The sequence below is a fragment of the Bradyrhizobium sp. CCGB12 genome (assembly GCF_024199845.1).
GTDB lineage: Bacteria > Pseudomonadota > Alphaproteobacteria > Rhizobiales > Xanthobacteraceae > Bradyrhizobium.
On the sequence record NZ_JANADO010000001.1, the window covers coordinates 6640769 to 6661676 of the forward strand.

Here is a 20908-nt window from a genome sequence, read left to right on the forward strand (position 1 = left end):
CTGGATTGCTTTGCTAGCGCTCGCAACGACGGATTTTTTGGCCAACACCTAACGTAATCAAGGACACCATTATGGCTTCCATCCACAATGACATTCCCCTCCCCGTCCCCGCGCGCGACGTCTGGGATGCGGTGCGCGATTTCGGCGCGCTGCATCAGCGGCTGGTGCCGGGCTTCGTCACCGCCTGCACGCGCGATGGCGATGCACGCATCGTCACCTTCGCCAACGGCTCGGTGGCGCGCGAGGTGCTGGTCGATTGCGACGATGCGCGCCAGCGTCTCGTCTACGCCATCAACAACGAGCGACTGATGCATTACAGCGCTTCGGTGCAGGTGATTGCCGACGGTGAGGCCCGGTGCCGCCTGGTCTGGACCATCGACATGTTGCCGAACGAGCTTGCGTCTTATGTGCAGGAGCAGACCGGCGAAGCCGTGATCGCCTTGCACCGGGCGTTTCCGCCTGCGGCGGCCTGATCATCCTATGTGAGCTTTCTCACAGAGCTCCGCCCTCGCCAGCCCTAACCAAGGCGACGTGCGTCCGGTTGGCTCCGCTCTCCCGGCGGAGCCACGCACGCGAGGAGCATGCCATGAGAGGTGCGGACAAGGTGATCTGCCAGGCGGCCACCGTGCTGCTGTTGTTTTCCGTCGCGAGCACGCCGGCAAAGGCGCAGTTCCTCGGCGGCGGCGGTGCCGCCGGCGAGGACATGATGACCCAGATGGCGCCGATGCTGGAGATGATGAAGGCGAAGATGGGCAAGCGCCGCTTCGCCATGCTGATGCAGACCATGGGCCCGATGATGAGTCGCATGATGGAGAACGGCGGCGGCGGCCTTGGTGGCCTGTCCGGCGGCAATCTCGGCGGCTTCGGTGCGCCGAACTATGGCGGCTACACCCCGATGGGCGGCGGCTACATGCCAGCTGGGATCGGCGGCGTGGGCGGCGGCGACATCATGGGCATGCTCGGCGGCTCCGGAGGCGGCGACATGATGGCGATGATCCCGCAGCTGATGCGGCTTGCCAATGTCGGCGGCGGTGGTGGCCATCGCCGCCACAAGCGCCGCTAGTCAGCCGCCGAAAGAGCCGGCCTGATCGCAGGTTTCGTCTCGCGCGGTCCCCAGCGGGTCAGCACCACGCTGGAGCAAGACAGCAGACCGAGCACAACCATCGAGCTTGCGGCGAGCCAGAAGAAGCTCTGCGCGGTGGCGTCGTGGGTCGACAGCCACCAGCCGATAGCTGCGATGTAGATCAGCCGCGCGGTCTGCGCCAGCACAGGCCCGATCACCTTGGCAGCGCCTTGCGAGGAAAAGTACATCGTCGAGGCAAGGCCGATGAAGGCGTAGAACGGCGCGACCGTCGACAGATATTGGTGGCTGGTCGCGCGCACCGTGGCGCTGTCGGTGAAGATGTTGACCCAGATATCGGGGAAGATCGCGACGAGGCACGCCGGCGCGCCGACCGCCATGAAGGCGCTCGCCCCTGCGATCCAGGCGATGCGCCGGGCGCGCGCGATGCGGCCGGCGCCAATGGCCATGCCGACCATCGGCACCGAGGCGATGCCGAACGAGAACGCGATCGAGGTCAGCAGGAATTCCAGCCGCGCGCCGATGCCGTAGCCGGCGAGGATCGCAGTGCCAAACTTCGCCAGCATGTGGGTGAAGATCGAGATCGTCAGCACCGATTGCAGCGGCGAGAAGCAGGCGATGGCTCCGACCTTCAGGATGTCGAAGAACATCGCCCATTGGATACGCAAGCCTCGCAGCTTCGGCACCACGCGCGCGCGGCCCGAAAACAGATACCAGCTCATGATGGCGATGTTCATGCAATAGGCGATCAGCGCGCCGGCCGCGACGCCGCGCATGCCGAATTGCGGCACCGGCCCGAGTCCGAGACCCAGCGTGCCGCCGAGCACGATCTGCCAGGCCGCCGAATTGAGAATCAGGAACGACGGCAGCTTCATGTTGCCGGTGCCACGCAGGACACCAGCCATGGTGTTGAGCAGCCAGGGTAGCACCGCGCCGCCGAAAAACACCTGAGTGTAGGCGATCGCATGCGTCAGCACATCGCCGCGGCCGCCGAGCATCTCCAGCACCGTTGGCCCGTAAATCAGCATGCCAAACATAAAGACGAGGCCGAAGGTGATACCGATCAGGAGTGCATGCGCGGCGAGCGTGCCGGCGCGCTCGCGATCGCCTGCGCCGAGCGCACGCGCGATCGCGGAGGCCACCGCACCGCCCATGGCGCCGCCGGACATCGTCATGGTCAGGATCACTGTCGGAAACACCAGCGCCATCGCGGCCAGCGCCTCGACGCCGAGCCGGCCGATATAGGAGGTCTCGGCGATTACCGTGCAGGTGCCCGCCGTCAGCGCGAGGACGTTGGGCCAGGCGAGGGAGAGCAGCGTGCGCAGGATCGGGCCGTCGGTCAGCGCGCTCCTGACGGGGCGCGGGGGCGGCGGCAACGGACGCTCTTGTTCATCGACCGGAATTTCGGCGATGTCGGACATGTCCTCTCCGGGGCACGAGCGCCATTCGCGGCGCGGCAATCACTTGGTGTACCAAACAATTCTTCGCGCGGAAGGCGCGGCAAGAGGCTTGTTAGCACGCCGCGTCGCGATTTCTCCTGCGCTGGCTGCAGGCGTGCCCTGCGGCAGCGGATCTCAACGAGTGGAATTACCCGATCGTCCAGACCAGCGGCGGGCGGCCGCCCTTGGCGGTGCGCATGCGCACGCCAATATGCCGGCCACATCCCGCGGCCAGCCCTTCGAACAGCCCTTCCAGCACGCTAGCGCAGGCCGGATGATGGTCGGCGACGTCATCCATCAGCTTCCAGCTCTGCTGGCGTAGTTCGAACGTGCCCTCCGATTGCACCGTCTCGACAGCATCATCCTGGGCGGCGAACAGCGCGCCGAGGAACGCTGCGAATTCGGCCGCGCCGCCGCGGCTCATCGCAAGTGCGGCTGCGACCTCGTCGAAATATTGCATGCCGATCAGCTTGCCGGTGAGGCGCAGGAGATAGCCGGCGTCTTCCGGACCGAACAGCTGCACCATGACGGGCGCGGCGGTGCGGACATATTCCATCGCGTAGTTGCGATAGGCTTTTTCGAGCCGCTGCTTCGGCCAGCTCGCGACCGGCAGCGCCGGCGCGGTCTTCGCGTCGAACAGCGGCGCCTCGAGGTGACGCGCGAACACCAAACGCTGATCGAGCTCGAGCGGGTGTTCGTATTGGTGGTAGTAGCCTTCGAGGCCATCCTGGCCGTCGACGCTCTGCTTGGTGCAGACGAAACCCAGGCGCAGATCGCCGAGGGCGACGCCGTTGTTGGCGTGCCAGCCGCGCAGCATTGCGCAGCTGACCTCGCCGGGCACCCCGCAGATCGCGGTGCCCTTCCAGATCCAGCGCGGCGGCGGATAGCGAATCCAGGCCTTGGTGTCGCTCTCATACATGTATTCGACGTGCACGCCGCCGATCCAGTTGGAGAGATAGTGATACTGCGCAGCGGCCACCGCCGGCGGCAGATGATCGAGGCCGAGCTTTTCGAGCCCCAGCAGGAAGCGCTCCTGCTGCTGGCGGCGGAACACGCGGAAGACGAACTCGGCGGCATCCGCGGTGCCACGCCGCGTGACGACGGTGAGGATGAGACCGGTGAAATAGGCGTGATAGAGATCGGCGACCGCGCGCCAGCGCTTCCATTGGGCTTCCTGCGCGAGATCCGATGCGGCGGTCATGTTCGCTCCCGATCGTTATTTTGATCGAGTGTGTCACTGCGCCCGGTGACAGGCAACCTGACGCAGATGCAGACCGCCCTGCACGACGGCCCGTCAATTCCGCATCACGAATTTTGCCAAGCCTTAGTTAGGTGAAGCCTTAATTATGTGAAGACTTAATTATGTGAAGCCTTGGCCGCGCGCTCGCGCTCGACGCGTTCGGTGACGTCGCGCGCCATCGCCACCGATCCCTGCACCGCGCCAGCGGCATCACGCACCAGCGCGAAGGTCATCTCGATGTAGAGCTTGCGCCCGCTCTTGTGCAGCGCGCGCGTCAGTGTCGGCCGACCCGCAAGCTTCATCGTACCGCTGGCGAGCGCGGCCTCGAAGCCCTTCCAGTGCGCGGGCCGCAGATGCTCGGGAATGATCAGGTCGAGATTCTGGCCGAGCGCTTCATCGGCGGCGAAACCGAACAGCGCGGTCGACGCACGATTCCAGCGCATGATCGTGCCGGAGCGATCGGAATAGATCAGCGCGTCCGCGACGTCTTCGATGATGTGGGCGTCGAGTGCGTCGGTCATCTCGTCACCTCGCCGGAATGTAGCCCGGATGGAGCGCAGCGCAATCCGGGATGGGTGCCACAAGCGAGAGAACTCCCGGATTACGCTTGCGCTCCATCCGGGCTACATGATCGGGCTACACCCGAAAATGCTTCGATAGTTTGAGGCCCTGGGCCTGGTAGTTGGAGCCGATGCGCTGGCCGTACATCGCGTCGGGACGCGCGAGCATCTTCTCGTAGACGAGGCGGCCGACGATCTGGCCGTGCTCGAGGATGAACGGCACCTCGCGCGAGCGTACCTCCAGCACGGCGCGCGCGCCTTGCCCGCCGGCGCCGGCATAGCCGAAGCCGGGATCGAAGAATCCGGCATAGTGCACGCGGAATTCACCGACCAGGGGATCGAACGGCACCATCTCTGCGGCATAGTCGGGCGGCACCTGCACCGCCTCTTTCGAGGCGAGGATGTAGAACTCGCCGGGATCGAGGATCAGGCTGCCGTCGGGGCGGGCAGAGATGGGCTCCCAGAAATCCTCCACCGCATAGCCGGAGCGACGATCGACGTCGACGACGCCGGTGTGGCGCTTGGCGCGATAGCCGACGAAGCCGTTCGCTTTCTCGCCGGAGAGATCGACGGAGACGGCGACGCCACCGGACAGGTCGGCATCGTCGATATCGACGAGGCGCTCGGCGGCATGCAAGCCATCGAGTTCGTCGGCATTGAGGATGGCATCACCGGTGCGGAAGCGCACCTGCGACAGGCGCGAGCCTTCGCGCACCAGCACCGGGAACGTCTTCGGGCTGATCTCGGCATAGAGCGGGCCGTGATAGCCGGCGCCGATCATGTCGAAGCGGCGGGTGCCGTCGGCGATCACGCGGGTGAAGACGTCGAGACGGCCGGTCGAGCTCTTGGGGTTCGCGGCCGCGACGATCTCCGGCGGCAGCGCGAGGCTTTCCAGCAGCGGCACGATGTAGACGCAGTTGGTCTCCAGCACCGCGCCGTCGGCGAGGCTGAACTCATGCAGCTTCAACTCGTCGATGCGCTCGGCAACCGTGGCACCCGGGCCCGGCAGGAAGCTGGCACGGACGCGATAGGCGATGTCGCCGAGGCGCAGATCGAGGCTCGCCGGCTGGATCTGGCTTTCGACGAAGTCGTATTCAGGCAGGATGAGGCCCGCCTCCGCCATCGCCGCGATCATGCGGTCGGGCAGGATACCATTGGCGTCGGCAGCGACCGTGAAACTCAACCGGGGGTCCTCATCAGGGGTCAAACGCATCCCGACATGCGGGAAATACGAGCCTTTTACGGCTATCCGATGGACGCCTTGACGGAAAGGCCATTGCGGAATATGAGCATCACTTATCCCGTGGTGATTTGAGCCGGCCGGCTTGCAGCCACGTTAAATAAGTCGCTAAACAGGCCGGGGACCTCTGTGATCCCGGCCCGTGGAGATATCCAGGCCGGTTTTTTTGTGACCGTTTTCGACGAGACGGTCATGTCGGAGGTACCTATGTCGAAGTCGACCGCCAACTACCGCCCCGAAACCCGCCTGGTCCATTCCGGCACCCTGCGCTCGCAATATGGCGAGACGTCGGAGGCGCTGTTCCTGACCCAAGGCTACGTCTACAACAGCGCCGAGGAATGCGAGGCGCGGTTCAAGGGCGAGGACCCCGGCTTCATCTATTCGCGCTACTCCAACCCCACCATCGCGATGTTCGAGCGCCGCATGATCGAACTCGAGGGCGCAGAAGCCGCCCGCTCGGCGGCAACAGGCATGGCGGCGGTGACGACCGCGATCCTGGCGCCGCTCAAGGCCGGCGATCACGTGGTGGCGTCGCGGGCGCTGTTCGGCTCGTGCCTCTACGTCGTTCAGGATCTGCTGCCGCGCTACGGCATCGAGACCACGCTGGTCGACGGGCTCGATCTCGACCAGTGGCAGCGGGCCTTGCGGCCGAACACCAAGACGTTCTTCCTGGAGAGCCCGACCAACCCGACGCTCGATGTGCTCGACATTCCCGGCATCGCCGAGATCGCGCACAAGGGCGGCGCGCGGCTCGTCGTCGACAACGTGTTCGCAACGCCGATCTGGCAGAGCCCGCTCGCGTTAGGGGCCGACGTCGTGGTCTATTCCGCGACCAAGCACATCGACGGCCAGGGCCGGTGTCTCGGCGGCATCATCCTGTCCTCGGAAGCCTTCATCGCCGAGCACATCCACAATTTCATGCGCCAGACCGGTCCTTCGATCTCCCCGTTCAACGCCTGGGTCCTGCTCAAAGGCCTGGAGACGCTGGGCGTGCGCGTGCGCGCGCAGACCGATACCGCCGCGCGTATCGCCGAGGTGCTGGCGTGCCATCCGAAGGTCTCGCGGCTGGTCTATCCCGGCCGCGCCGATCATCCGCAGGCAGCTCTGGTGAAGAAGCAGATGCGCGGCGGCTCGACCCTGGTCGGCTTCGAGGTCAAGGGCGGCAAGCAGGCGGCGTTCCGCGTGCTCAACGAATTGAAGCTGGCGAAGATCTCGAACAATCTCGGCGACGCCAAGAGCCTCGTCACGCATCCGGCCACCACGACGCACCAGCGGCTGAAGCCGGAAGACCGCGCCGCGCTCGGCATCAGCGAGGGGTTCATTCGCTTCTCGACAGGGCTCGAGCACGCCGATGACCTGATCGAGGATCTGACCGCGGCGCTGGAGAAGGCGTGAGGCGATTGAGGTCTCGTAGGGTGGGCAAAGCGAAGCGTGCCCACCATTTGCGATCTCGATGCCGATGGATGGTGGGCACGGCGCTTTGCGCCTTTGCCCACCCTACGGCACTGCCCGAGTGGAGAGATCACCCCACCCCGCTCGCGCTTCGCGCGATCGACCCTCCCCCTCCAGGGGGGTAAGCAGTAAGCACTACATCGGCCGATACGTCCTCACATCGGCCGGCACATTCACACCCAGTTTGATCTGGCCGACCGAGCGGATGATGTCGTCGCCGAGCAGCTGGGCGAAGCAGGCATAGCCCCAGTCGTTCATGTGCAGGCCGTCGGCGATGACGAAGCTCTCGACCGGGATTGACTGCGTCTCGTGCCAGTCGCGCATCACCTCGAAGCGCGGGAAGATGCCGACGTGACGGAGCTCGGCGACCTTGCCGAGCAGCTTCACCATCTTGCCGGCGCTCTCTCCGCGCTGGTTGACGGCCGGCGAATATTGCGGATCGACCAGCACGATGTCGGCGCCGCCCGCAGCCTGGATGCGGCCGATGCCGTCCTCGACCAGTTTTGCCGTCTCGCCGGGATCGAGGTTGCGTAGCACAGCGTTGGTGCCGACCTGCCAGATCACGAGATCCGGATGTACGTCGATCACCTGCGTCTGAAGGCGCTTCATCATCTCCGGCGCATCTTCGCCGCCGACGCCGGCATTGACGACGGTGATGTCGGCGGTCGGATAATGCTTGCGCAGCTGTGCAGCGAGACGGTTCGGATAGTTGAACTCCGGCGAGCTCGCACCGAATCCCGCGGTCGACGACGAGCCGAACGCGACAATGACGACGGGCTGGCCGGCGACGAGCTTGCTTGCGACATGCGGTAGCGAGCCCATCGCCTTCGCGCCGCCCTTCGACGGCAGGCAGGGCACGCGGCTGAAGATGTCGCCGGCGGACTTTGCGACCTCCTTCACCTTGTCGATGGCGCGCGCCGTGATGCCGCGATGTTCGGGGGACGTCGCGGCGACGGTGGTTTGGGGCCGCGGTGCGGAGGCGGGATCAGCCGGTTGCGCGGGCGTCGCCTGTGCGGCTTGCGTCTGCGCGCGAGACGGCGAAGCGGGCGCCAGCAACAGCAGCGCCGCCGCCGCGGGCGCAGCCAGCCATGGTTTCAAACAAAAAGGGCGGAGAGAACTCATTAACGCTAGACCTCAATTTTGCTGCTGGGCCGGCTCCAGATGGGCTGCGTCGATCACGAACTGTGCCAACGCCCGGCCAAGGCAATCATGGACCTGTTTCGCCAGCTCAGTGCCGCGGGACGGATTGAACAGGTCGAACTGGCCCTGATCATTCCATTGCCGCATGATCGCGAAACGGTCGAACAGCGGGATGTCATGCTCCTGCGCCACCACCCGCAGATTGTCGAGGTATGGCGGCACCGAGATCATGGTTTCGGTACGCGGGCTGTACTGCAAATTCATCAAGACGACGTCGGCCCCTGCCTTTTGCAACGCAATAACCCCTTCGGTCACTGCGCCGCGAAAATCGTCGGGATCGATGGCTCGGATAGCATCCACGGTCCCGGTCTGCCAGATGACCAAAGTAGGCGTTTTTGCTTCCATCAGCTTAACGAAGGTGGCTGCGGTCTCCTCTGCCGTTTTCTTGCTCTGTATTTCTACGGAGACGTGCACCGCCTCCGAGGGTGGCAGCTTGTCCTTGAGGATCGCCTCCATGCGCGCCGGATATGAGCTGCTCTCCGAGGATGGAATCGTGGTCGAGCGGCTGCCGATGACCAGAATATCGAGCGGCTTGCCGGCCTTGACGGCGTCCGCGACCTTGGGAAGCTGGCTTTCGCTGGTGAGCAGATAGGACGGCAATTCGCACGCGGGGGGCCCGGCCGGGGCAGCAGGCGCAGCATCGCCCGCGCGCGCCGTGGGCGCGGCGAGGCCACCGCATAGCAGGATCAGGCTCAGGAGAACCTTCGCCTTCATCAGCCCCCTCCCGCCAGATCGGCGTTGCCGACGGCGTTTTTGGTTTTCGCACCGCTCTTGTCAGCTACGCGCTTGTACCACGAAATTACCCAGGCCACCCCCCACATGATCAGGATTCCAGAGAGGCTAATCAACGCATGCATGGCTGCGCCGCCGGAGACTTCAGCCAGGATGAAATGGCCGGCGAAGGCCAGGAAGACGCCGAGACAGAAGATCTCGAGGGAGTGCTGGCCGCATAGGATCAGCGGCCGCAGCCAGCGCGATTTCAGGCCCGGCCAGTCCCGCGGCAGGAAACGCACGGTGAGCGCGGCCAGCGCCAGGAAGTGCGTGAAACGCAGCACGTCGAGATCGGTCTTGTCGATCGGATACATCCATTGCTCGATGCGCTTCGGCATCAGGTGGCCGAGTTGCGGCACATACCAGGTCAGCGTCACATAGAACGCAGCCGCGAGATAGGCGATCGATATCCACATCGTCACAGGTGACGCCAGGATGCGCGACATGCGCCGCGCGCCGCCGAGCGCACACCACGCACCGAAGACGAAGAGCAATTGCCAGGCCAGGGGATTGAACGCCCAGAAGCCGTTCGGGTAGGCGGAGAAGTAGAGGTCGTACTCCCAGGTCACCGCGTAGAGCACCACCGAGAGGCCGAGCGTCACGTCGGGACGCCATTTCATCGACCACAGGATCAGCGGCAGCGCCAGCATCAGCACGATGTAGAGCGGCAGCACGTCCATGTTGACGGGACGGAAGCGCAGCAGCAGCGCCTGCACGATGGTGACGTCGGGCTGCTTGAGGAAATCCATGATGCCCATCTCTTCGGTGTAGAGCGGGTTCTCGAAGCTGGTCGCCACATAGGAGATCTCGGCGAGGAAGATCGTGAACAGGAAGACGTGGGCGACGTAGATCTGCCAGACGCGCCGCAGGATGCGCGCGGTGGCGATGACGACGCCGCTTTCCAGCATCGCACGGCCGTAGACGAAGGCGGCGGTGTAGCCGGAGATGAAGATGAAGATCTCGGTGGCATCGCTGAAGCCGTAATTGCGGATGGTGAACCAGGTCAGCAGGCTGGTTGGCAGGTGGTCGATGAAGATCAGCCACAGCGCCAACCCGCGGAACAGATCGAGCCGGAGCTCACGCTCGCCGATGGCCGGCAGTGTGATGGCCGGCGCAGCCGCTCGCGGCCTTACGCCCGCGTTCCCCGCGATCGTCGATCCCGTCACTTGGTCGGCAATGGTCATCGGGGCCAGAAACCCTCATCTCACTCGCGACGCATCAAGGAGTGTACAGGTCCGGCCGTTGTCTCGCAAAGCGCACCGGATCACATTGGGCGTACTTCCGATCCAATTCGGGCGGGACGATGTCACGAAAGCCGCCCAGCGCGGCGTTTGGTTCCCGGCCCGCTTTTCGTTATGATGGCCGCCATGTATCGCGCCGTGACCCGCCAGATCGAAGTGACCGTCGAGCCGAACTTTGTTCCGGAGCAGTCGTCGGCCGATCGCTCCCGCTATTTCTGGTCCTACACCATCGTCATCACCAATTCGGGCGACGAGACCGTGCAGTTGAAGACGCGGCACTGGATCATCACCGACGCCACCGGCCGCCAACAGGAGGTGAAGGGCGAGGGCGTCGTCGGCGAGCAGCCGATCCTGGCCCCCGGCGAGCGTTTCGAATACACCTCGGGCGTGCCGCTCACGACCGCTTCCGGCTTCATGACCGGCCGCTACCAGATGGTCAACGAAAGCGGCGAACGTTTCGAGATCGACGTGCCGACGTTCTCGCTCGACAGCCCCGATAACAAGCGGGTGTTGAATTAGGGCAGGCGGGCCGCCATAGGGTGGGCAAAGGCGCAACGCGCCGTGCCCACCATTTCAATCGCGGTGCGAGGATGGTGGGCACGCTGCGCTTTGCCCACCCTACGATGTCTGCGTATATGGCATGCTGCTTCCACATCGTCATTGCGAGCGCAGCGAAGCAATGCAGAATCCCTCTGCGGAAAGACCCTGGATTGCTTCGCTGCGCTCGCAATGACGGACGATAGGCTTACGCGTTCTCCACGCCCGCCTCATCCGGCGTAAACTGATAGACCGAGCTGCAGAACTCACAGGTCACGACGACCTTGTCGTCCTTGACCATCGCGGCGCGATCGTCGGACGAGAAGCTCTTGAGCATGGAGGCGACCGCATCGCGCGAGCAGGAGCATTGCGCCCTCAGCGACAGCGGAGTGAACACGCGCACGCCGCGCTCGTGAAACAGGCGGAAAAGCAGCCGCTCGCCGGAGAGCTCGGGATCGATCAGCTCGACGTCCTCGACGGTCTCGATCAGCGAACGCGCCTCGACCCAGGCGTCGTCCTCGGTGATGCTGTGCACCTCGGTGCCTTCGGGCGCATCGCCAGGATGCAGATCGGCCTGCCGCGCGCGCTCGGGCGCTTTCGGCAGAAACTGCATCAGCATGCCGCCGGCGCGCCAGCGATGCTTGCCGCCGTCGCTCGAGCGCCATTCCTCGCCGACCGCAAGGCGCACGCGGGTCGGGATCTGCTCGGAGCGCAGGAAATATTCGTGGGCGGCCTCTTCCAGACCGCCGCCGTCGAGCGCGACCAGGCCTTGGTAACGGCTCATGTCGGGGCCCTGGTCGATGGTCATGGCGAGATGGCCGCGGCCGAGCAGCGCGCCGGAATGCATGCCCGAATCCTTGGCATCGCCGAGACGCGCGGCATCGTAACGGGCGTAGGCACGCAGGCGATCCGGCGCCATGTAGTCGACGACCAGGAACGACACCGGACCGTCGGTCTGGGCCTGAAGGATGAAGCGGCCCTCGAATTTCAGCGCCGAGCCGAGCAGCGTCGACAGCACGATGGCCTCGCCGAGCAGCTTGCCGACGGGGGCGGGATAATCGTGCTTGGTGAGGATCTCATCGAGTGCCGGACCGAGCCGCACCAGGCGGCCGCGCACGTCGAGCGCGTCGACCTCGTAGGGCAGCACGGCGTCATCGATCGGAACCGCTGATGGTGCGCGAACCGGGCCTTCAGGCCCGGTTTTCATGTCAGGGGATTGGGAAACCATGGGCGTTATCTGGTGTCGGAGAGCGGGAATGGAAGGGGGCGTGAGCCGGCGTGTTCCGGATGCTGATTTGATCACATACGATACAACAAACTCAGTGTCGTCCTGGCGAAAGCCAGGACCCATTGCCCCAGGGAGAAGTTGTGGCGCGAGCTGGCAATGACCAATCGTCGCCAAACCAAAGCCGGTGGTAATGGGTCCTGGCCTTCGCCAGGACGACGATCCGATTTTATGCGACTACGCCGCCCTACTTCACCGCGTCAAAGCACCAGGCCAGAATGCCCTTTTGCGCGTGCAGGCGATTTTCGGCCTCGTCGAACACGACCGATTGCGGGCCGTCGATCACCTCATCGGTGACCTCTTCGCCGCGATGGGCCGGCAGGCAATGCATGAACAGCGCGTCGGGCTTGGCCAGCGACATCAGCTTGGAATTGACCTGGTAGGGCTTGAGCACGTTGTGGCGATGTTCACCTTCCTTGTCGCCCATCGACACCCAGGTGTCGGTGACGACGCAATCGGCGCCCTTCACGGCGGCCTCGGGATCCGTACCGAGCACGATCGGCGCATTCGTCGCCTTGATCCAGTCGCGCATCACCTTCTTCGGTGCGAGCTCCGGGGGCGTTGCGACGTTGAGCTGGAACTTGAAGCGCTCGGCGGCGTGGGCCCACGACGCCAGCACGTTGTTGTCGTCGCCGGTCCAGGCCACCGTCTTGCCTTCGATCGGGCCGCGATGTTCCTCGTAGGTCATGAGGTCGGCCATCACCTGGCAAGGGTGCGAACGGCGCGTCAGGCCGTTGATGACGGGCACGGTCGCATGGGCCGCAAGCTCCAGCAGCGCCTCGTGATTGAGGATGCGGATCATGATGGCGTCGACATAGCGCGACAGCACGCGTGCGGTGTCGGCGATGGTCTCGCCGCGACCAAGCTGCATCTCGGCACCGGTGAGCATGATGGGCTCGCCACCGAGCTGGCGCATGGCGACGTCGAACGACACCCGTGTCCGCGTCGAGGGGCGCTCGAAGATCATCGCCAGCGTCTTGCCTTCGAGCGGCCTGACCGGCTGCTGCGCCTTCTGCTTCGCCTTCATGGCGGAGGATGCGGCGAGCATGCGCTTGAGCTCCGACAGCGGGAGCTCGTTGATATCGAGGAAGTGCTTTGGCGACTTGCTCATCAGCTGGCCGTCCGCTTGCTCTGGCCGGCCGACAGCGCGGAGCAGGCACGCTCGAGCCGCTCGACACTGTCCTCGATCTCCGCTTCGGTGACGATCAGAGGCGGCAGGAAGCGCACGACATTGTCGCCGGCGCCGACGGTGAGCAGTTTTTCGTTGCGCAAGGCGGCAACGAGATCCCCCGAAGGCACGACAGCCTTGATGCCGATCAGGAGACCCTCGCCGCGAACTTCGCTGACGACATCGGGATGGCGATCGATCACGGAGGCGAGCTTCTGCTTGAGCAGCAGCGACATCTTCTGCACGTGGTCGAAGAAGCCGGGCTTGAGCATGACGTCGAGCACGGCGTTCGCAGCGGAGATCGCGAGCGGATTGCCGCCGAAGGTCGAGCCGTGCGAGCCGGGCCCCATGCCGGAAGCCGCCTCCGCGGTCGCCAGCACCGCGCCGATCGGGAAGCCGCCGCCGAGCGCCTTTGCCAGCGACATCGCGTCGGGTGTGACGCCGGTGCGCCTGTGGGCGAAGAGATCGCCGGTGCGGCCCATGCCGGTCTGCACCTCGTCGAACGCGAGCAGCAAGCCCTTCTCGTCGCAGAGCTGACGCAGCGCCTTGAGGAAAGCGGGCGTTGACGAACGCACGCCGCCCTCGCCCTGGATCGGCTCGATCAGGATGCCGGCGGTCTGCGGACCGATCGCCTTCTTCACGGCTTCGATGTCGCCATGCGGGACCTGGTCGAAGCCGTCCATCGGCGGACCGAAGCCCTCGAGATATTTTGCCGATCCCGTCGCAGCCAACGTCGCCAGCGTGCGGCCGTGGAAGGCGCCTTCGAAGGTGATGATCCGATAACGTTCCGGATGCCCCTTGGAGAAGTGATGATGGCGGACCAGCTTGATCACACCCTCCAGCGCTTCGGCGCCGGAATTGCAGAAGAACACGAAGTCGGCAAAGCTCTCATTGCAGAGACGGGCCGCGAGCTTCTCGCCATCGGGGCTCTGGAACAGGTTGGACATGTGCCAGAGCTTCGTTGCCTGCTCCTGCAGTGCCTTGACCAGCGCGGGATGGGCATGGCCGAGCGCATTCACCGCAACGCCCGACGTGAAGTCGAGGTAGCGATCGCCATTGGTCGCGATCAGCCAGCAGCCTTCGCCGCGCTCGAAACCAAGGTCGGTCCTGGCGAAAACGGGAAGCAGATGCGGCGCGGCGCTGTTGGTCATGACCATCACTTGGATGTTGCACTTGGATGTTGAGACCTGCCTGGCGTGCCTTACGCAGCGCACCATTGACCGGTCCGGAAAACGAAACGTGCCGCCTTTTAAGGGCGGCACGCGTCACTATCTTATGCCTGGCAAGACGGGTGTCAATGCCGCCCGAAAAGCCTCGCGAAACGCTGAATCCGTAGTCTTGCGGTGCCGATTTTGCGGGGTTTTCACCACGGAACATGTGGAAGCGAGTCGGCGGACTCTTGCGCGGGAGTCACGCCATATTGTAGCGTTTGGCCTGTCAGATACGACATCTCGTGCAGCGGTTCTGATCCCAAGAGTCCTTATGTACCGGCGTAAACGTTCGGGCGTCAGTCACGCGCCCGGCGAGCCTTAAGGGATTCTGGCGGCACGGGTTTTTCAAGGCTTAGGCATTCGTTGTGAGGCCCCAGGATGGCTGGCCGGCAGCGAGGGAAAGGGTGCAATGACGGTTTTGACCTGGTCCGACGATCGCGTCGAGCAGCTGAAAAAGCTCTGGGAGGCCGGACTTTCGGCCAGCCAGATCGCGGCCGAGCTCGGCAATGTGACCCGCAATGCCGTGATCGGCAAAGTGCACAGGCTCGGCCTGTCCGGCCGCGCCAAAAGTCCTTCCTCGGCCGCGCCCCGGCCGCGCAAGGCGCGTCCGGCGCAGCACATGATGCGAGTGACCCGCCCGATCTCGCGCGGCAACACCGCGCTCGCGCAGGCCTTCGAGGTCGAGGTGGAGGCCGAGCCGGTCACCTACGACAACGTGGTGCCGATGAGCCAGCGGCTGTCGCTGCTGGAGCTGAACGAGGCGACCTGCCACTGGCCGGTCGGCGATCCCTCGAGCCCGGATTTCTTCTTCTGCGGCGGCAAGGCGCTGTCCGGCCTGCCCTACTGCGCCCAGCACTCGCGCGTCGCCTATCAGCCGGCCGCGGATCGCCGGCGTGCACCGGCCAAGCCGAGCACGCGGTGAGAATTTTCTGAGATCAAGACGGCAGCCGTCACGCGATGACGGCTCCGCACATTCGGTGTCGTCCCGGACAAGCGCGCCTCAAGCGCGCGTAGATCCGGGACCCATAGCCACAGGGCGCAATTGTCGCGCGAAGTGGTCACTCCGAGTCTTCGCCAAACTACTCCCTGTGGCTATGGGTCCCGGATCTGCGCTTACGCTTGTCCGGGACGACACCTGAGTGCGTGACGACGACAGATCGCCAAAAGAGCTTACGTCTGCTCCGCCTTCGCAAAGCGATCATCCAGCGCGTACCCTGCGCCACGGACCGTGCGGATCGGGTCCTGCTCGCGGCCGAGATTGAGCAGCTTGCGCAGGCGGCCGATATGGACGTCGACGGTACGCTCGTCGATGTAGATGTCGCGACCCCAGACGCTGTCGAGCAGCTGCTCGCGTGAGAACACGCGGCCGGGATGCTCCAGGAAGAACTCCAGCAGGCGATATTCGGTCGGGCCGAGATCAATCGGCCGGCCCGAGCGCGCCACGCGGCGCTTGTCGCGGTCGAGCTCGATGTCGCCATAGGCGAGCACGGTGGCAAGCCGCTCCGGGCTTGCGCGCCGCAACAGACCCTTCACGCGCGCCAACAGCTCCGGCACCGAGAACGGCTTGACGATGTAGTCGTCGGCACCGGTCGCAAGACCCCGCACCCGCTCGCTCTCCTCGCCGCGCGCGGTGAGCATGATGATCGGAAGCTGCTTGGTCTCGGGACGGGTGCGCAGCCGCCGGCACAGCTCGATGCCGGACAGTCCCGGCAGCATCCAGTCGAGCACGATCAGATCGGGGATGTGTTCCTTGAGGCGGGTGTCGGCATCGTCGCCGCGCATCACCGTCTCCACGTCATAGCCGTCGCCTTCGAGGTTGTAACGAAGAAGCTCGGTGAGAGCTTCCTCGTCTTCAACCACCATAATGCGTGCGCCCATGTGGTCGTCGCTCCTTACGTAATCAGGTATTCGGGACCGTCGTGGCGAAGGTCGTCATGTCGCCCTTCGGCCGCTTGTCGGTGATCGCCTGCCCCTCGATCATGTAGAACACGGTCTCGGCGATGTTGGTGGCGTGGTCGCCGATCCGTTCGATGTTCTTGGCGCAGAACATCAGGTGGATGCAGAACGAGATATTGCGCGGATCCTCCATCATGTAGGTGAGGAGCTCGCGGAACAGCGAGGTGCAGATGGCGTCGACTTCCTCGTCGCCCTTCCAGACTGCCATCGCCGCCGGTAGGTCGTGCGCGGCATAGGCATCCAGCACCGACTTGACCTGCTGCTCCACGAGGTCGGTCATGTGCTCCAGGCCGCGGAACAGTTTCAGCGGATGGAAGTCCGTCTCCAGCGCTGCGACGCGCTTGCCCATGTTCTTGGCGAGGTCGCCGATACGCTCGAGATCGGTGGCGACGCGCATGGCGCCGACGATTTCGCGCAGATCCACCGCCATCGGCTGGCGGCGGGCGATGGTGAGCACGGCGCGCTCCTCGATGCGCTTCTGGAGCGCGTCGAGCTCGGCGTCGATGGTGACGACGCGCTGACCGAGCGCAACGTCGCGGCGGATCAGCGCGTCGACGGAGTCGACGATCATGCGCTCGGCAATGCCGCCCATCTCGGCGACCAGGCGAGTGAGCTCCTGGAGGTCGGTGTCGAAGGCCTTAGCGGTATGTTCAGTACCCATGTCCCGTCTCCTCAGCCGAACCGGCCGGTGATGTAGTCCTGCGTGCGCCGATCGCTCGGCGACGTGAAGATCTTGCTGGTGTCGTCGAACTCGATCAGCTCGCCGAGATACATGAAGGCGGTCTTGTCGGAGACGCGCGCCGCCTGCTGCATGTTATGGGTGACGATCGCGATCGTGTAGTTCTCGGACAGCTCCTGGATCAGCTCCTCGACCTTGGCGGTCGAGATCGGGTCGAGCGCCGAGCAGGGCTCGTCGAACAGGATCACCTCAGGACGCACCGCAACCGTGCGGGCGATGCAGAGGCGCTGCTGCTGGCCGCCGGAGAGCGACAGGCCGGAGGCGTTGAGCTTGTCCTTGACCTCGTTCCACAGCGCGCCGCCGCGCAGCGCCTTCTCGACGCGGTCGTCCATCTCGGACTTCGAGATCTTCTCGTAGAGGCGGATGCCGAACGCGATGTTCTCGTAGATCGTCATCGGGAACGGCGTCGGCTTCTGGAACACCATGCCGACGCGGGCGCGCAGCAGGTTGAGGTCCAGCCTGGGGTCGAGGATGTTGGTCTGATCCAACATCAACTGTCCCACGGCGCGCTGCCCCGGATAGAGGTCGTACATCCGGTTGAAAATGCGCAGCAGGGTCGACTTGCCGCAGCCCGACGGGCCGATGAACGCCGTGACGCGGTTGGTGCCAAGCGTCAGGTTGATGTTCTTCAGCGCGTGGTGCTCGCCGTAATAGAAGTTGAGGTTGCGCACCGTCACCTTGGCCGGCGCCTCCGGCAGCGGATGCGAGCCGGGCTGAACGGGCGTACTGACGGAAATAGACATATCGCTCATTTTGCGGTCCTCTCGGCGCTAAGGATGCGCGCGCCAATATTCAAGGCAAGTACGGTCAAAGTGATCAGCAGGGCACCGCTCCAGGCGAGCTGCTTCCAGTAGGCGTAAGGGCTCTGCACGAAATTGTTGATGGTCACCGGCAGGTTCGCCATCGTCTTGTTCAGGCCGAGGCTGAAGAACTGGTTCGAGAGCGCGGTGAACAGCAGCGGCGCGGTCTCGCCGGCGACGCGGGCGGTCGCCAGCATCACGCCAGTGATGAGGCCGGAGCGCGCAGCGCGATAGGCGATGCGCTTGATCACCAGCGAGCGCGGCAGACCGAGCGCGGAGGCCGCCTCGCGCAGCGCATTCGGCACCAGCAGCAGCATGTCCTCGGTCGTGCGCAGCACCACCGGGATGACGATCACGGCGAGCGCGAGCGCACCTGCGATCGCCGAGAAGCCGCGCATCGGCACCACGACCGCGCCGTAGATGAACAGGCCGATGATGATCGAGGGCGCCGAGAGCAGGATGTCGTTGATGAAGCGGATCACCGAGGTCAGCTTGTCGTTGCGGCCGTACTCGGCGAGATAGGTGCCGGCGAACATGCCGAGGGGCGCGCCGATGCCGACGCCAAGCACGGTCATGATCAGCGAGCCGACGATGGCGTTGAGCAGGCCGCCCTCGTTCGAGCCGGGCGGCGGGGTATTTTCGGTGAAGACCTGGAGGTTGAGCCCGGCCAGACCGTTGTAGAGCAGCGTCAGCAGGATCAGCGCGAGCCAGGTGACGCCGAAGGCGGCGGCAGCCAGGCAGAGCGCGCGGATGACGACATCCACGCGGCGGCGGCGTGCATAAATCGGGTTCATGTTACTTTCCCGCCTTCTTTTCGAGTCGCAGCAGCATCAGCCGCGCGGCCGCGAGCACGAAGAACGTGAGCACGAACAACAGCAGGCCGAGCAGGATCAGGCCGGACTGGTGCAACCCGTCGCTTTCGGCGAACTCCGATGCGATCGCCGCCGAGATCGTGGTGCCCGGTGCGAAGATCGACGAGGAGATACGGAACGAGTTGCCGATGATGAAGGTCACCGCCATGGTCTCGCCGAGCGCTCGGCCCAGCGCCAGCATGACGCCGCCGATCACGCCGACGCGGGTGTAGGGGATCACCACGCTGCGGACGACTTCCCAGGTGGTGCAGCCGACGCCGTAGGCGGCTTCCTTCAGCACCGGCGGCACCGTCTTGAACACGTCGACCGAGATCGAGGTGATGAAGGGCAGCACCATGATGGCGAGGATCAGCGCGGCGTTGAACAGGCTGAGATAGGACGGGGGACCTGCGAAGATCGCGCCCAGCACGGGAACGCCGTCGAAGATCTTGATCATGAAAGGCTGGAAGGTGTTGGCGAGGAACGGGCCCAACACGAAGAAGCCCCACATGCCGTAGATGATCGAGGGAATGCCGGCGAGCAGCTCGATGGCCATGCCGATCGGGCGGCGCGCCCATTGCGGACAGAGCTCAGTGAGGAAGATGGCGATGCCAAGACCGACCGGAATGGCGATCGCCATCGCGATGAACGAGGTCACCAGCGTGCCGTAGATCGGTCCGAGCGCGCCGAGCACGGGCGGATCGGCCGACGGCGCCCAGCGCTGCGTCCACAGGAACGACAGGCCGTATTCCTTCATCGCCGGGAAAGCACCGACGACCAGCGAGATGATGATGCCGCCGAGGATCAGCAGCACCGAGATCGCGGAAAGCCGCGTGATCCAGTAGAAGGTGACGTCGCCGAGCTTGAACGCGCTCAAAGCCTTGGCACGATCATACGGTCCGGCGTCGTCGATTACATCGCTCTGAACGGCCATCTCTGCCACGCCGATCCCCTGTACCCGTTTATGTATACGCTTGTTTTTGGCCCCGTGCCCCGGATGCGGCGCTCGCCCATCCGGGGCTTGGTTCTTGTGGGCTCGGCTCAGCGGCGCAGCACTTCAGGCTGCGCCGTGTCCGGGACGCGAGAGCGAGCGCTCAGCTCTTGATCTCGGCAGCCCAGGTCTTCTCCACCTGCTGGACGACGCTGTCGGGCATCGGGATGTAGTCGAGCTCCTCGGCCATCTTGCCGCCGTTCTTGAAGGCCCAGCGGAAGAACTTGATGGCTTCCTGCGAGGCCGCCTTGTCAGTGGCGGACTTGTGCATGAGGATGAAGGTCGCCGCCGTGATCGGCCAGGACTTGTCGCCGGGCTGGTCGGTCAGGATGACGTAGTAGCCGGGAGCCTTGGACCAGTCGGCGTTGGCGGCGGCCGCCTGGAAGGCCTCGACGGTCGGCTGCACGGGCTTGCCGGCCTTGTTGACGAGACCGGTGTAGGTCAGCTTGTTCTGCTTGGCATAGGCGTACTCGACATAGCCGATCGAGTTCTTGGTCTGGCTGATGTTGCCCGACACGCCTTCGTTGCCCTTGGCGCCGACGCCGACCGGCCACTCGACCGCGGTGCCCTCGCCGATCTTGCTCTTCCAGTCCGCGCTGGCCTTGGAGAGGTAGTTGGTGAAGTTGAAGGTGGTGCCCGAACCGTCCGAGCGGCGGACCACGGTGATGGCGTCCGACGGCAGCTTCACGTTCGGATTGAGCTTCTTGATCGCGGCATCGTCCCACTTGGTGATCTTGCCGAGATAGATATTGGCCAGCGTCTCGCCGTCGAACACCAGCTCGCCCGGCTTCACACCCTCGAGGTTGACCACGGGGACGATCGCGCCCATCACCATCGGCCACTGGACGAGGCCGTCCTTCTCGAGCTGCTCGGCCTTGAGCGGCGCGTCGCTGGCGCCGAAGGTCACGGTCTTGGCCTGGATCTGCTTGATGCCGCCGCCGGAACCGATCGACTGGTAGTTCAGGCCGTTGCCGGTCTCCTTCTTGTAGGCGTCAGCCCACTTCGAATAGATCGGGAACGGGAACGTCGCGCCGGCTCCCGTGATGTCGGCCGCAAAGGCCGCAGTCGTCGATGCGGCGACCAAGCCAGCAGCGACGATAGTTTTGAGGAAATTCATGCTGGTCTCCATACAGGGGAGCGAAGCGC

Annotated in this window: 21 protein-coding genes and 1 riboswitch; of the genes, 5 read left to right on the forward strand and 16 right to left on the reverse strand. The window is 64.7% G+C overall.

Annotated features, from left to right (window positions below; all coding sequences use genetic code 11):
- The first annotated feature begins 71 nt into the window (after positions 1 to 71).
- Complete coding sequence (locus tag NLM27_RS30435; protein ID WP_254146784.1) at positions 72 to 473, forward strand: SRPBCC family protein; 402 nt, start codon at positions 72 to 74, stop codon at positions 471 to 473.
- A 113-nt stretch (positions 474 to 586) separates the two neighbouring features.
- A complete protein-coding gene (locus tag NLM27_RS30440) occupies positions 587 to 1063 on the forward strand; it encodes a hypothetical protein (RefSeq protein ID WP_254146785.1) in 477 nt (158 codons plus the stop codon).
- On the opposite strand, the gene NLM27_RS30445 is transcribed toward NLM27_RS30440, so the two are convergent.
- The 4 genes from NLM27_RS30445 to NLM27_RS30460 all read right to left on the reverse strand — a co-directional run bounded on the left by NLM27_RS30445 (position 1060) and on the right by NLM27_RS30460 (position 5533).
- A complete protein-coding gene (locus tag NLM27_RS30445; RefSeq protein ID WP_254146786.1) occupies positions 1060 to 2502 on the reverse strand; it encodes an MATE family efflux transporter in 1443 nt (480 codons plus the stop codon). The two genes, NLM27_RS30440 and NLM27_RS30445, sit on opposite strands and share 4 nt — an antisense overlap.
- 166 nt (positions 2503 to 2668) lie before the next feature.
- Positions 2669 to 3721, reverse strand: a complete 1053-nt coding sequence (locus NLM27_RS30450; RefSeq protein ID WP_254146787.1) for a hypothetical protein — start codon at positions 3719 to 3721, stop codon at positions 2669 to 2671.
- Positions 3722 to 3876: 155 nt separating this feature from the next.
- Positions 3877 to 4281 carry a PAS domain S-box protein gene (locus NLM27_RS30455; protein WP_254146788.1) on the reverse strand — a complete coding sequence of 135 codons (405 nt, stop codon included), beginning with the start codon at positions 4279 to 4281 and terminating at the stop codon, positions 3877 to 3879.
- Positions 4282 to 4396: 115 nt separating this feature from the next.
- The gene (locus NLM27_RS30460; RefSeq protein WP_375142286.1) at positions 4397 to 5533 is read right to left on the reverse strand and encodes a 2'-deoxycytidine 5'-triphosphate deaminase; all 1137 of its coding nucleotides are present in this window, start codon (positions 5531 to 5533) and stop codon (positions 4397 to 4399) included.
- An 80-nt stretch (positions 5534 to 5613) separates the two neighbouring features.
- Positions 5614 to 5693: riboswitch (SAM riboswitch) on the forward strand.
- A 74-nt stretch (positions 5694 to 5767) separates the two neighbouring features.
- On the opposite strand from NLM27_RS30460, the gene NLM27_RS30465 reads away from it, so the two are divergent.
- Complete coding sequence (locus NLM27_RS30465) at positions 5768 to 6955, forward strand: O-succinylhomoserine sulfhydrylase (RefSeq protein ID WP_254148971.1); 1188 nt, start codon at positions 5768 to 5770, stop codon at positions 6953 to 6955.
- A 192-nt stretch (positions 6956 to 7147) separates the two neighbouring features.
- On the opposite strand, the gene NLM27_RS30470 is transcribed toward NLM27_RS30465, so the two are convergent.
- The 3 genes from NLM27_RS30470 to NLM27_RS30480 are packed head-to-tail and all read right to left on the reverse strand — an operon-like array spanning position 7148 to position 10167.
- Complete coding sequence (locus NLM27_RS30470; protein WP_254146790.1) at positions 7148 to 8134, reverse strand: SGNH/GDSL hydrolase family protein; 987 nt, start codon at positions 8132 to 8134, stop codon at positions 7148 to 7150.
- 12 nt (positions 8135 to 8146) lie between these two features.
- Positions 8147 to 8926 (reverse strand): SGNH/GDSL hydrolase family protein, encoded by a 780-nt coding sequence (locus tag NLM27_RS30475; RefSeq protein ID WP_254146791.1) that lies wholly within the window; start codon positions 8924 to 8926, stop codon positions 8147 to 8149.
- Positions 8926 to 10167 (reverse strand): OpgC domain-containing protein, encoded by a 1242-nt coding sequence (locus NLM27_RS30480; protein WP_254146792.1) that lies wholly within the window; start codon positions 10165 to 10167, stop codon positions 8926 to 8928. The genes NLM27_RS30475 and NLM27_RS30480 overlap by 1 nt, the downstream gene beginning before the upstream one ends.
- Positions 10168 to 10350: 183 nt before the next feature.
- On the opposite strand from NLM27_RS30480, the gene apaG reads away from it, so the two are divergent.
- Positions 10351 to 10743 (forward strand): Co2+/Mg2+ efflux protein ApaG, encoded by a 393-nt coding sequence (apaG, locus tag NLM27_RS30485; RefSeq protein WP_254146793.1) that lies wholly within the window; start codon positions 10351 to 10353, stop codon positions 10741 to 10743.
- Between the two features lie 226 nt (positions 10744 to 10969).
- Here apaG and NLM27_RS30490 read toward each other — a convergent pair whose 3' ends face one another.
- From NLM27_RS30490 to NLM27_RS30500, 3 genes are all read right to left on the reverse strand, one after another.
- A complete protein-coding gene (locus NLM27_RS30490; RefSeq protein WP_254146794.1) occupies positions 10970 to 11989 on the reverse strand; it encodes an Hsp33 family molecular chaperone in 1020 nt (339 codons plus the stop codon).
- 244 nt (positions 11990 to 12233) lie between these two features.
- Entirely contained in the window at positions 12234 to 13157 is a 924-nt protein-coding gene (argF, locus tag NLM27_RS30495; protein WP_254146795.1) for an ornithine carbamoyltransferase, read from the reverse strand.
- Complete coding sequence (locus NLM27_RS30500) at positions 13157 to 14365, reverse strand: aspartate aminotransferase family protein (protein ID WP_254146796.1); 1209 nt, start codon at positions 14363 to 14365, stop codon at positions 13157 to 13159. Before NLM27_RS30500 ends, argF begins: the two co-directional genes overlap by 1 nt.
- Before the next feature lie 469 nt (positions 14366 to 14834).
- Here NLM27_RS30500 and NLM27_RS30505 point away from each other — a divergent pair, with 469 nt between their 5' ends.
- Positions 14835 to 15347 carry a GcrA family cell cycle regulator gene (locus NLM27_RS30505; protein WP_008541008.1) on the forward strand — a complete coding sequence of 171 codons (513 nt, stop codon included), beginning with the start codon at positions 14835 to 14837 and terminating at the stop codon, positions 15345 to 15347.
- Positions 15348 to 15595: 248 nt separating this feature from the next.
- Here NLM27_RS30505 and phoB read toward each other — a convergent pair whose 3' ends face one another.
- From phoB to pstS, 6 genes are all read right to left on the reverse strand, one after another.
- Positions 15596 to 16303, reverse strand: coding sequence for a phosphate regulon transcriptional regulator PhoB (gene phoB, locus NLM27_RS30510; RefSeq protein WP_008143479.1), 708 nt, complete (start codon positions 16301 to 16303; stop codon positions 15596 to 15598).
- A 22-nt stretch (positions 16304 to 16325) separates the two neighbouring features.
- A complete protein-coding gene (gene phoU / locus NLM27_RS30515) occupies positions 16326 to 17042 on the reverse strand; it encodes a phosphate signaling complex protein PhoU (protein ID WP_254146797.1) in 717 nt (238 codons plus the stop codon).
- A gap of 11 nt (positions 17043 to 17053) precedes the next feature.
- Positions 17054 to 17872, reverse strand: a complete 819-nt coding sequence (gene pstB, locus NLM27_RS30520) for a phosphate ABC transporter ATP-binding protein PstB (RefSeq protein WP_254146798.1) — start codon at positions 17870 to 17872, stop codon at positions 17054 to 17056.
- On the reverse strand, positions 17869 to 18714 hold the full coding sequence (gene pstA, locus NLM27_RS30525) for a phosphate ABC transporter permease PstA (protein WP_254146799.1): 846 nt from the start codon (positions 18712 to 18714) through the stop codon (positions 17869 to 17871). Before pstA ends, pstB begins: the two co-directional genes overlap by 4 nt.
- 1 nt (position 18715) lies before the next feature.
- Entirely contained in the window at positions 18716 to 19705 is a 990-nt protein-coding gene (pstC, locus tag NLM27_RS30530) for a phosphate ABC transporter permease subunit PstC (RefSeq protein ID WP_254148972.1), read from the reverse strand.
- Positions 19706 to 19865: 160 nt separating this feature from the next.
- On the reverse strand, positions 19866 to 20879 hold the full coding sequence (gene pstS, locus NLM27_RS30535) for a phosphate ABC transporter substrate-binding protein PstS (RefSeq protein ID WP_254146800.1): 1014 nt from the start codon (positions 20877 to 20879) through the stop codon (positions 19866 to 19868).
- Positions 20880 to 20908 lie beyond the last annotated feature (29 nt).

Bases quoted from the DNA above. Each gene is read 5' to 3' on its own strand.
- NLM27_RS30435 (WP_254146784.1), top strand. From the start codon at position 72: ATGGCTTCCATCCACAATGACATTCCCCTCCCCGTCCCCGCGCGCGAC.
- NLM27_RS30440 (WP_254146785.1), top strand. From the start codon at position 587: ATGAGAGGTGCGGACAAGGTGATCTGCCAGGCGGCCACCGTGCTGCTG.
- NLM27_RS30445 (WP_254146786.1), bottom strand. From the start codon at position 2,502: ATGTCCGACATCGCCGAAATTCCGGTCGATGAACAAGAGCGTCCGTTG.
- NLM27_RS30450 (WP_254146787.1), bottom strand. From the start codon at position 3,721: ATGACCGCCGCATCGGATCTCGCGCAGGAAGCCCAATGGAAGCGCTGG.
- NLM27_RS30455 (WP_254146788.1), bottom strand. From the start codon at position 4,281: ATGACCGACGCACTCGACGCCCACATCATCGAAGACGTCGCGGACGCG.
- NLM27_RS30460 (WP_375142286.1), bottom strand. From the start codon at position 5,533: ATGCGTTTGACCCCTGATGAGGACCCCCGGTTGAGTTTCACGGTCGCT.
- NLM27_RS30465 (WP_254148971.1), top strand. From the start codon at position 5,768: ATGTCGAAGTCGACCGCCAACTACCGCCCCGAAACCCGCCTGGTCCAT.
- NLM27_RS30470 (WP_254146790.1), bottom strand. From the start codon at position 8,134: ATGAGTTCTCTCCGCCCTTTTTGTTTGAAACCATGGCTGGCTGCGCCC.
- NLM27_RS30475 (WP_254146791.1), bottom strand. From the start codon at position 8,926: ATGAAGGCGAAGGTTCTCCTGAGCCTGATCCTGCTATGCGGTGGCCTC.
- NLM27_RS30480 (WP_254146792.1), bottom strand. From the start codon at position 10,167: ATGACCATTGCCGACCAAGTGACGGGATCGACGATCGCGGGGAACGCG.
- apaG (WP_254146793.1), top strand. From the start codon at position 10,351: ATGTATCGCGCCGTGACCCGCCAGATCGAAGTGACCGTCGAGCCGAAC.
- NLM27_RS30490 (WP_254146794.1), bottom strand. From the start codon at position 11,989: ATGGTTTCCCAATCCCCTGACATGAAAACCGGGCCTGAAGGCCCGGTT.
- argF (WP_254146795.1), bottom strand. From the start codon at position 13,157: ATGAGCAAGTCGCCAAAGCACTTCCTCGATATCAACGAGCTCCCGCTG.
- NLM27_RS30500 (WP_254146796.1), bottom strand. From the start codon at position 14,365: ATGACCAACAGCGCCGCGCCGCATCTGCTTCCCGTTTTCGCCAGGACC.
- NLM27_RS30505 (WP_008541008.1), top strand. From the start codon at position 14,835: ATGACGGTTTTGACCTGGTCCGACGATCGCGTCGAGCAGCTGAAAAAG.
- phoB (WP_008143479.1), bottom strand. From the start codon at position 16,303: ATGGGCGCACGCATTATGGTGGTTGAAGACGAGGAAGCTCTCACCGAG.
- phoU (WP_254146797.1), bottom strand. From the start codon at position 17,042: ATGGGTACTGAACATACCGCTAAGGCCTTCGACACCGACCTCCAGGAG.
- pstB (WP_254146798.1), bottom strand. From the start codon at position 17,872: ATGAGCGATATGTCTATTTCCGTCAGTACGCCCGTTCAGCCCGGCTCG.
- pstA (WP_254146799.1), bottom strand. From the start codon at position 18,714: ATGAACCCGATTTATGCACGCCGCCGCCGCGTGGATGTCGTCATCCGC.
- pstC (WP_254148972.1), bottom strand. From the start codon at position 19,705: ATGGCCGTTCAGAGCGATGTAATCGACGACGCCGGACCGTATGATCGT.
- pstS (WP_254146800.1), bottom strand. From the start codon at position 20,879: ATGAATTTCCTCAAAACTATCGTCGCTGCTGGCTTGGTCGCCGCATCG.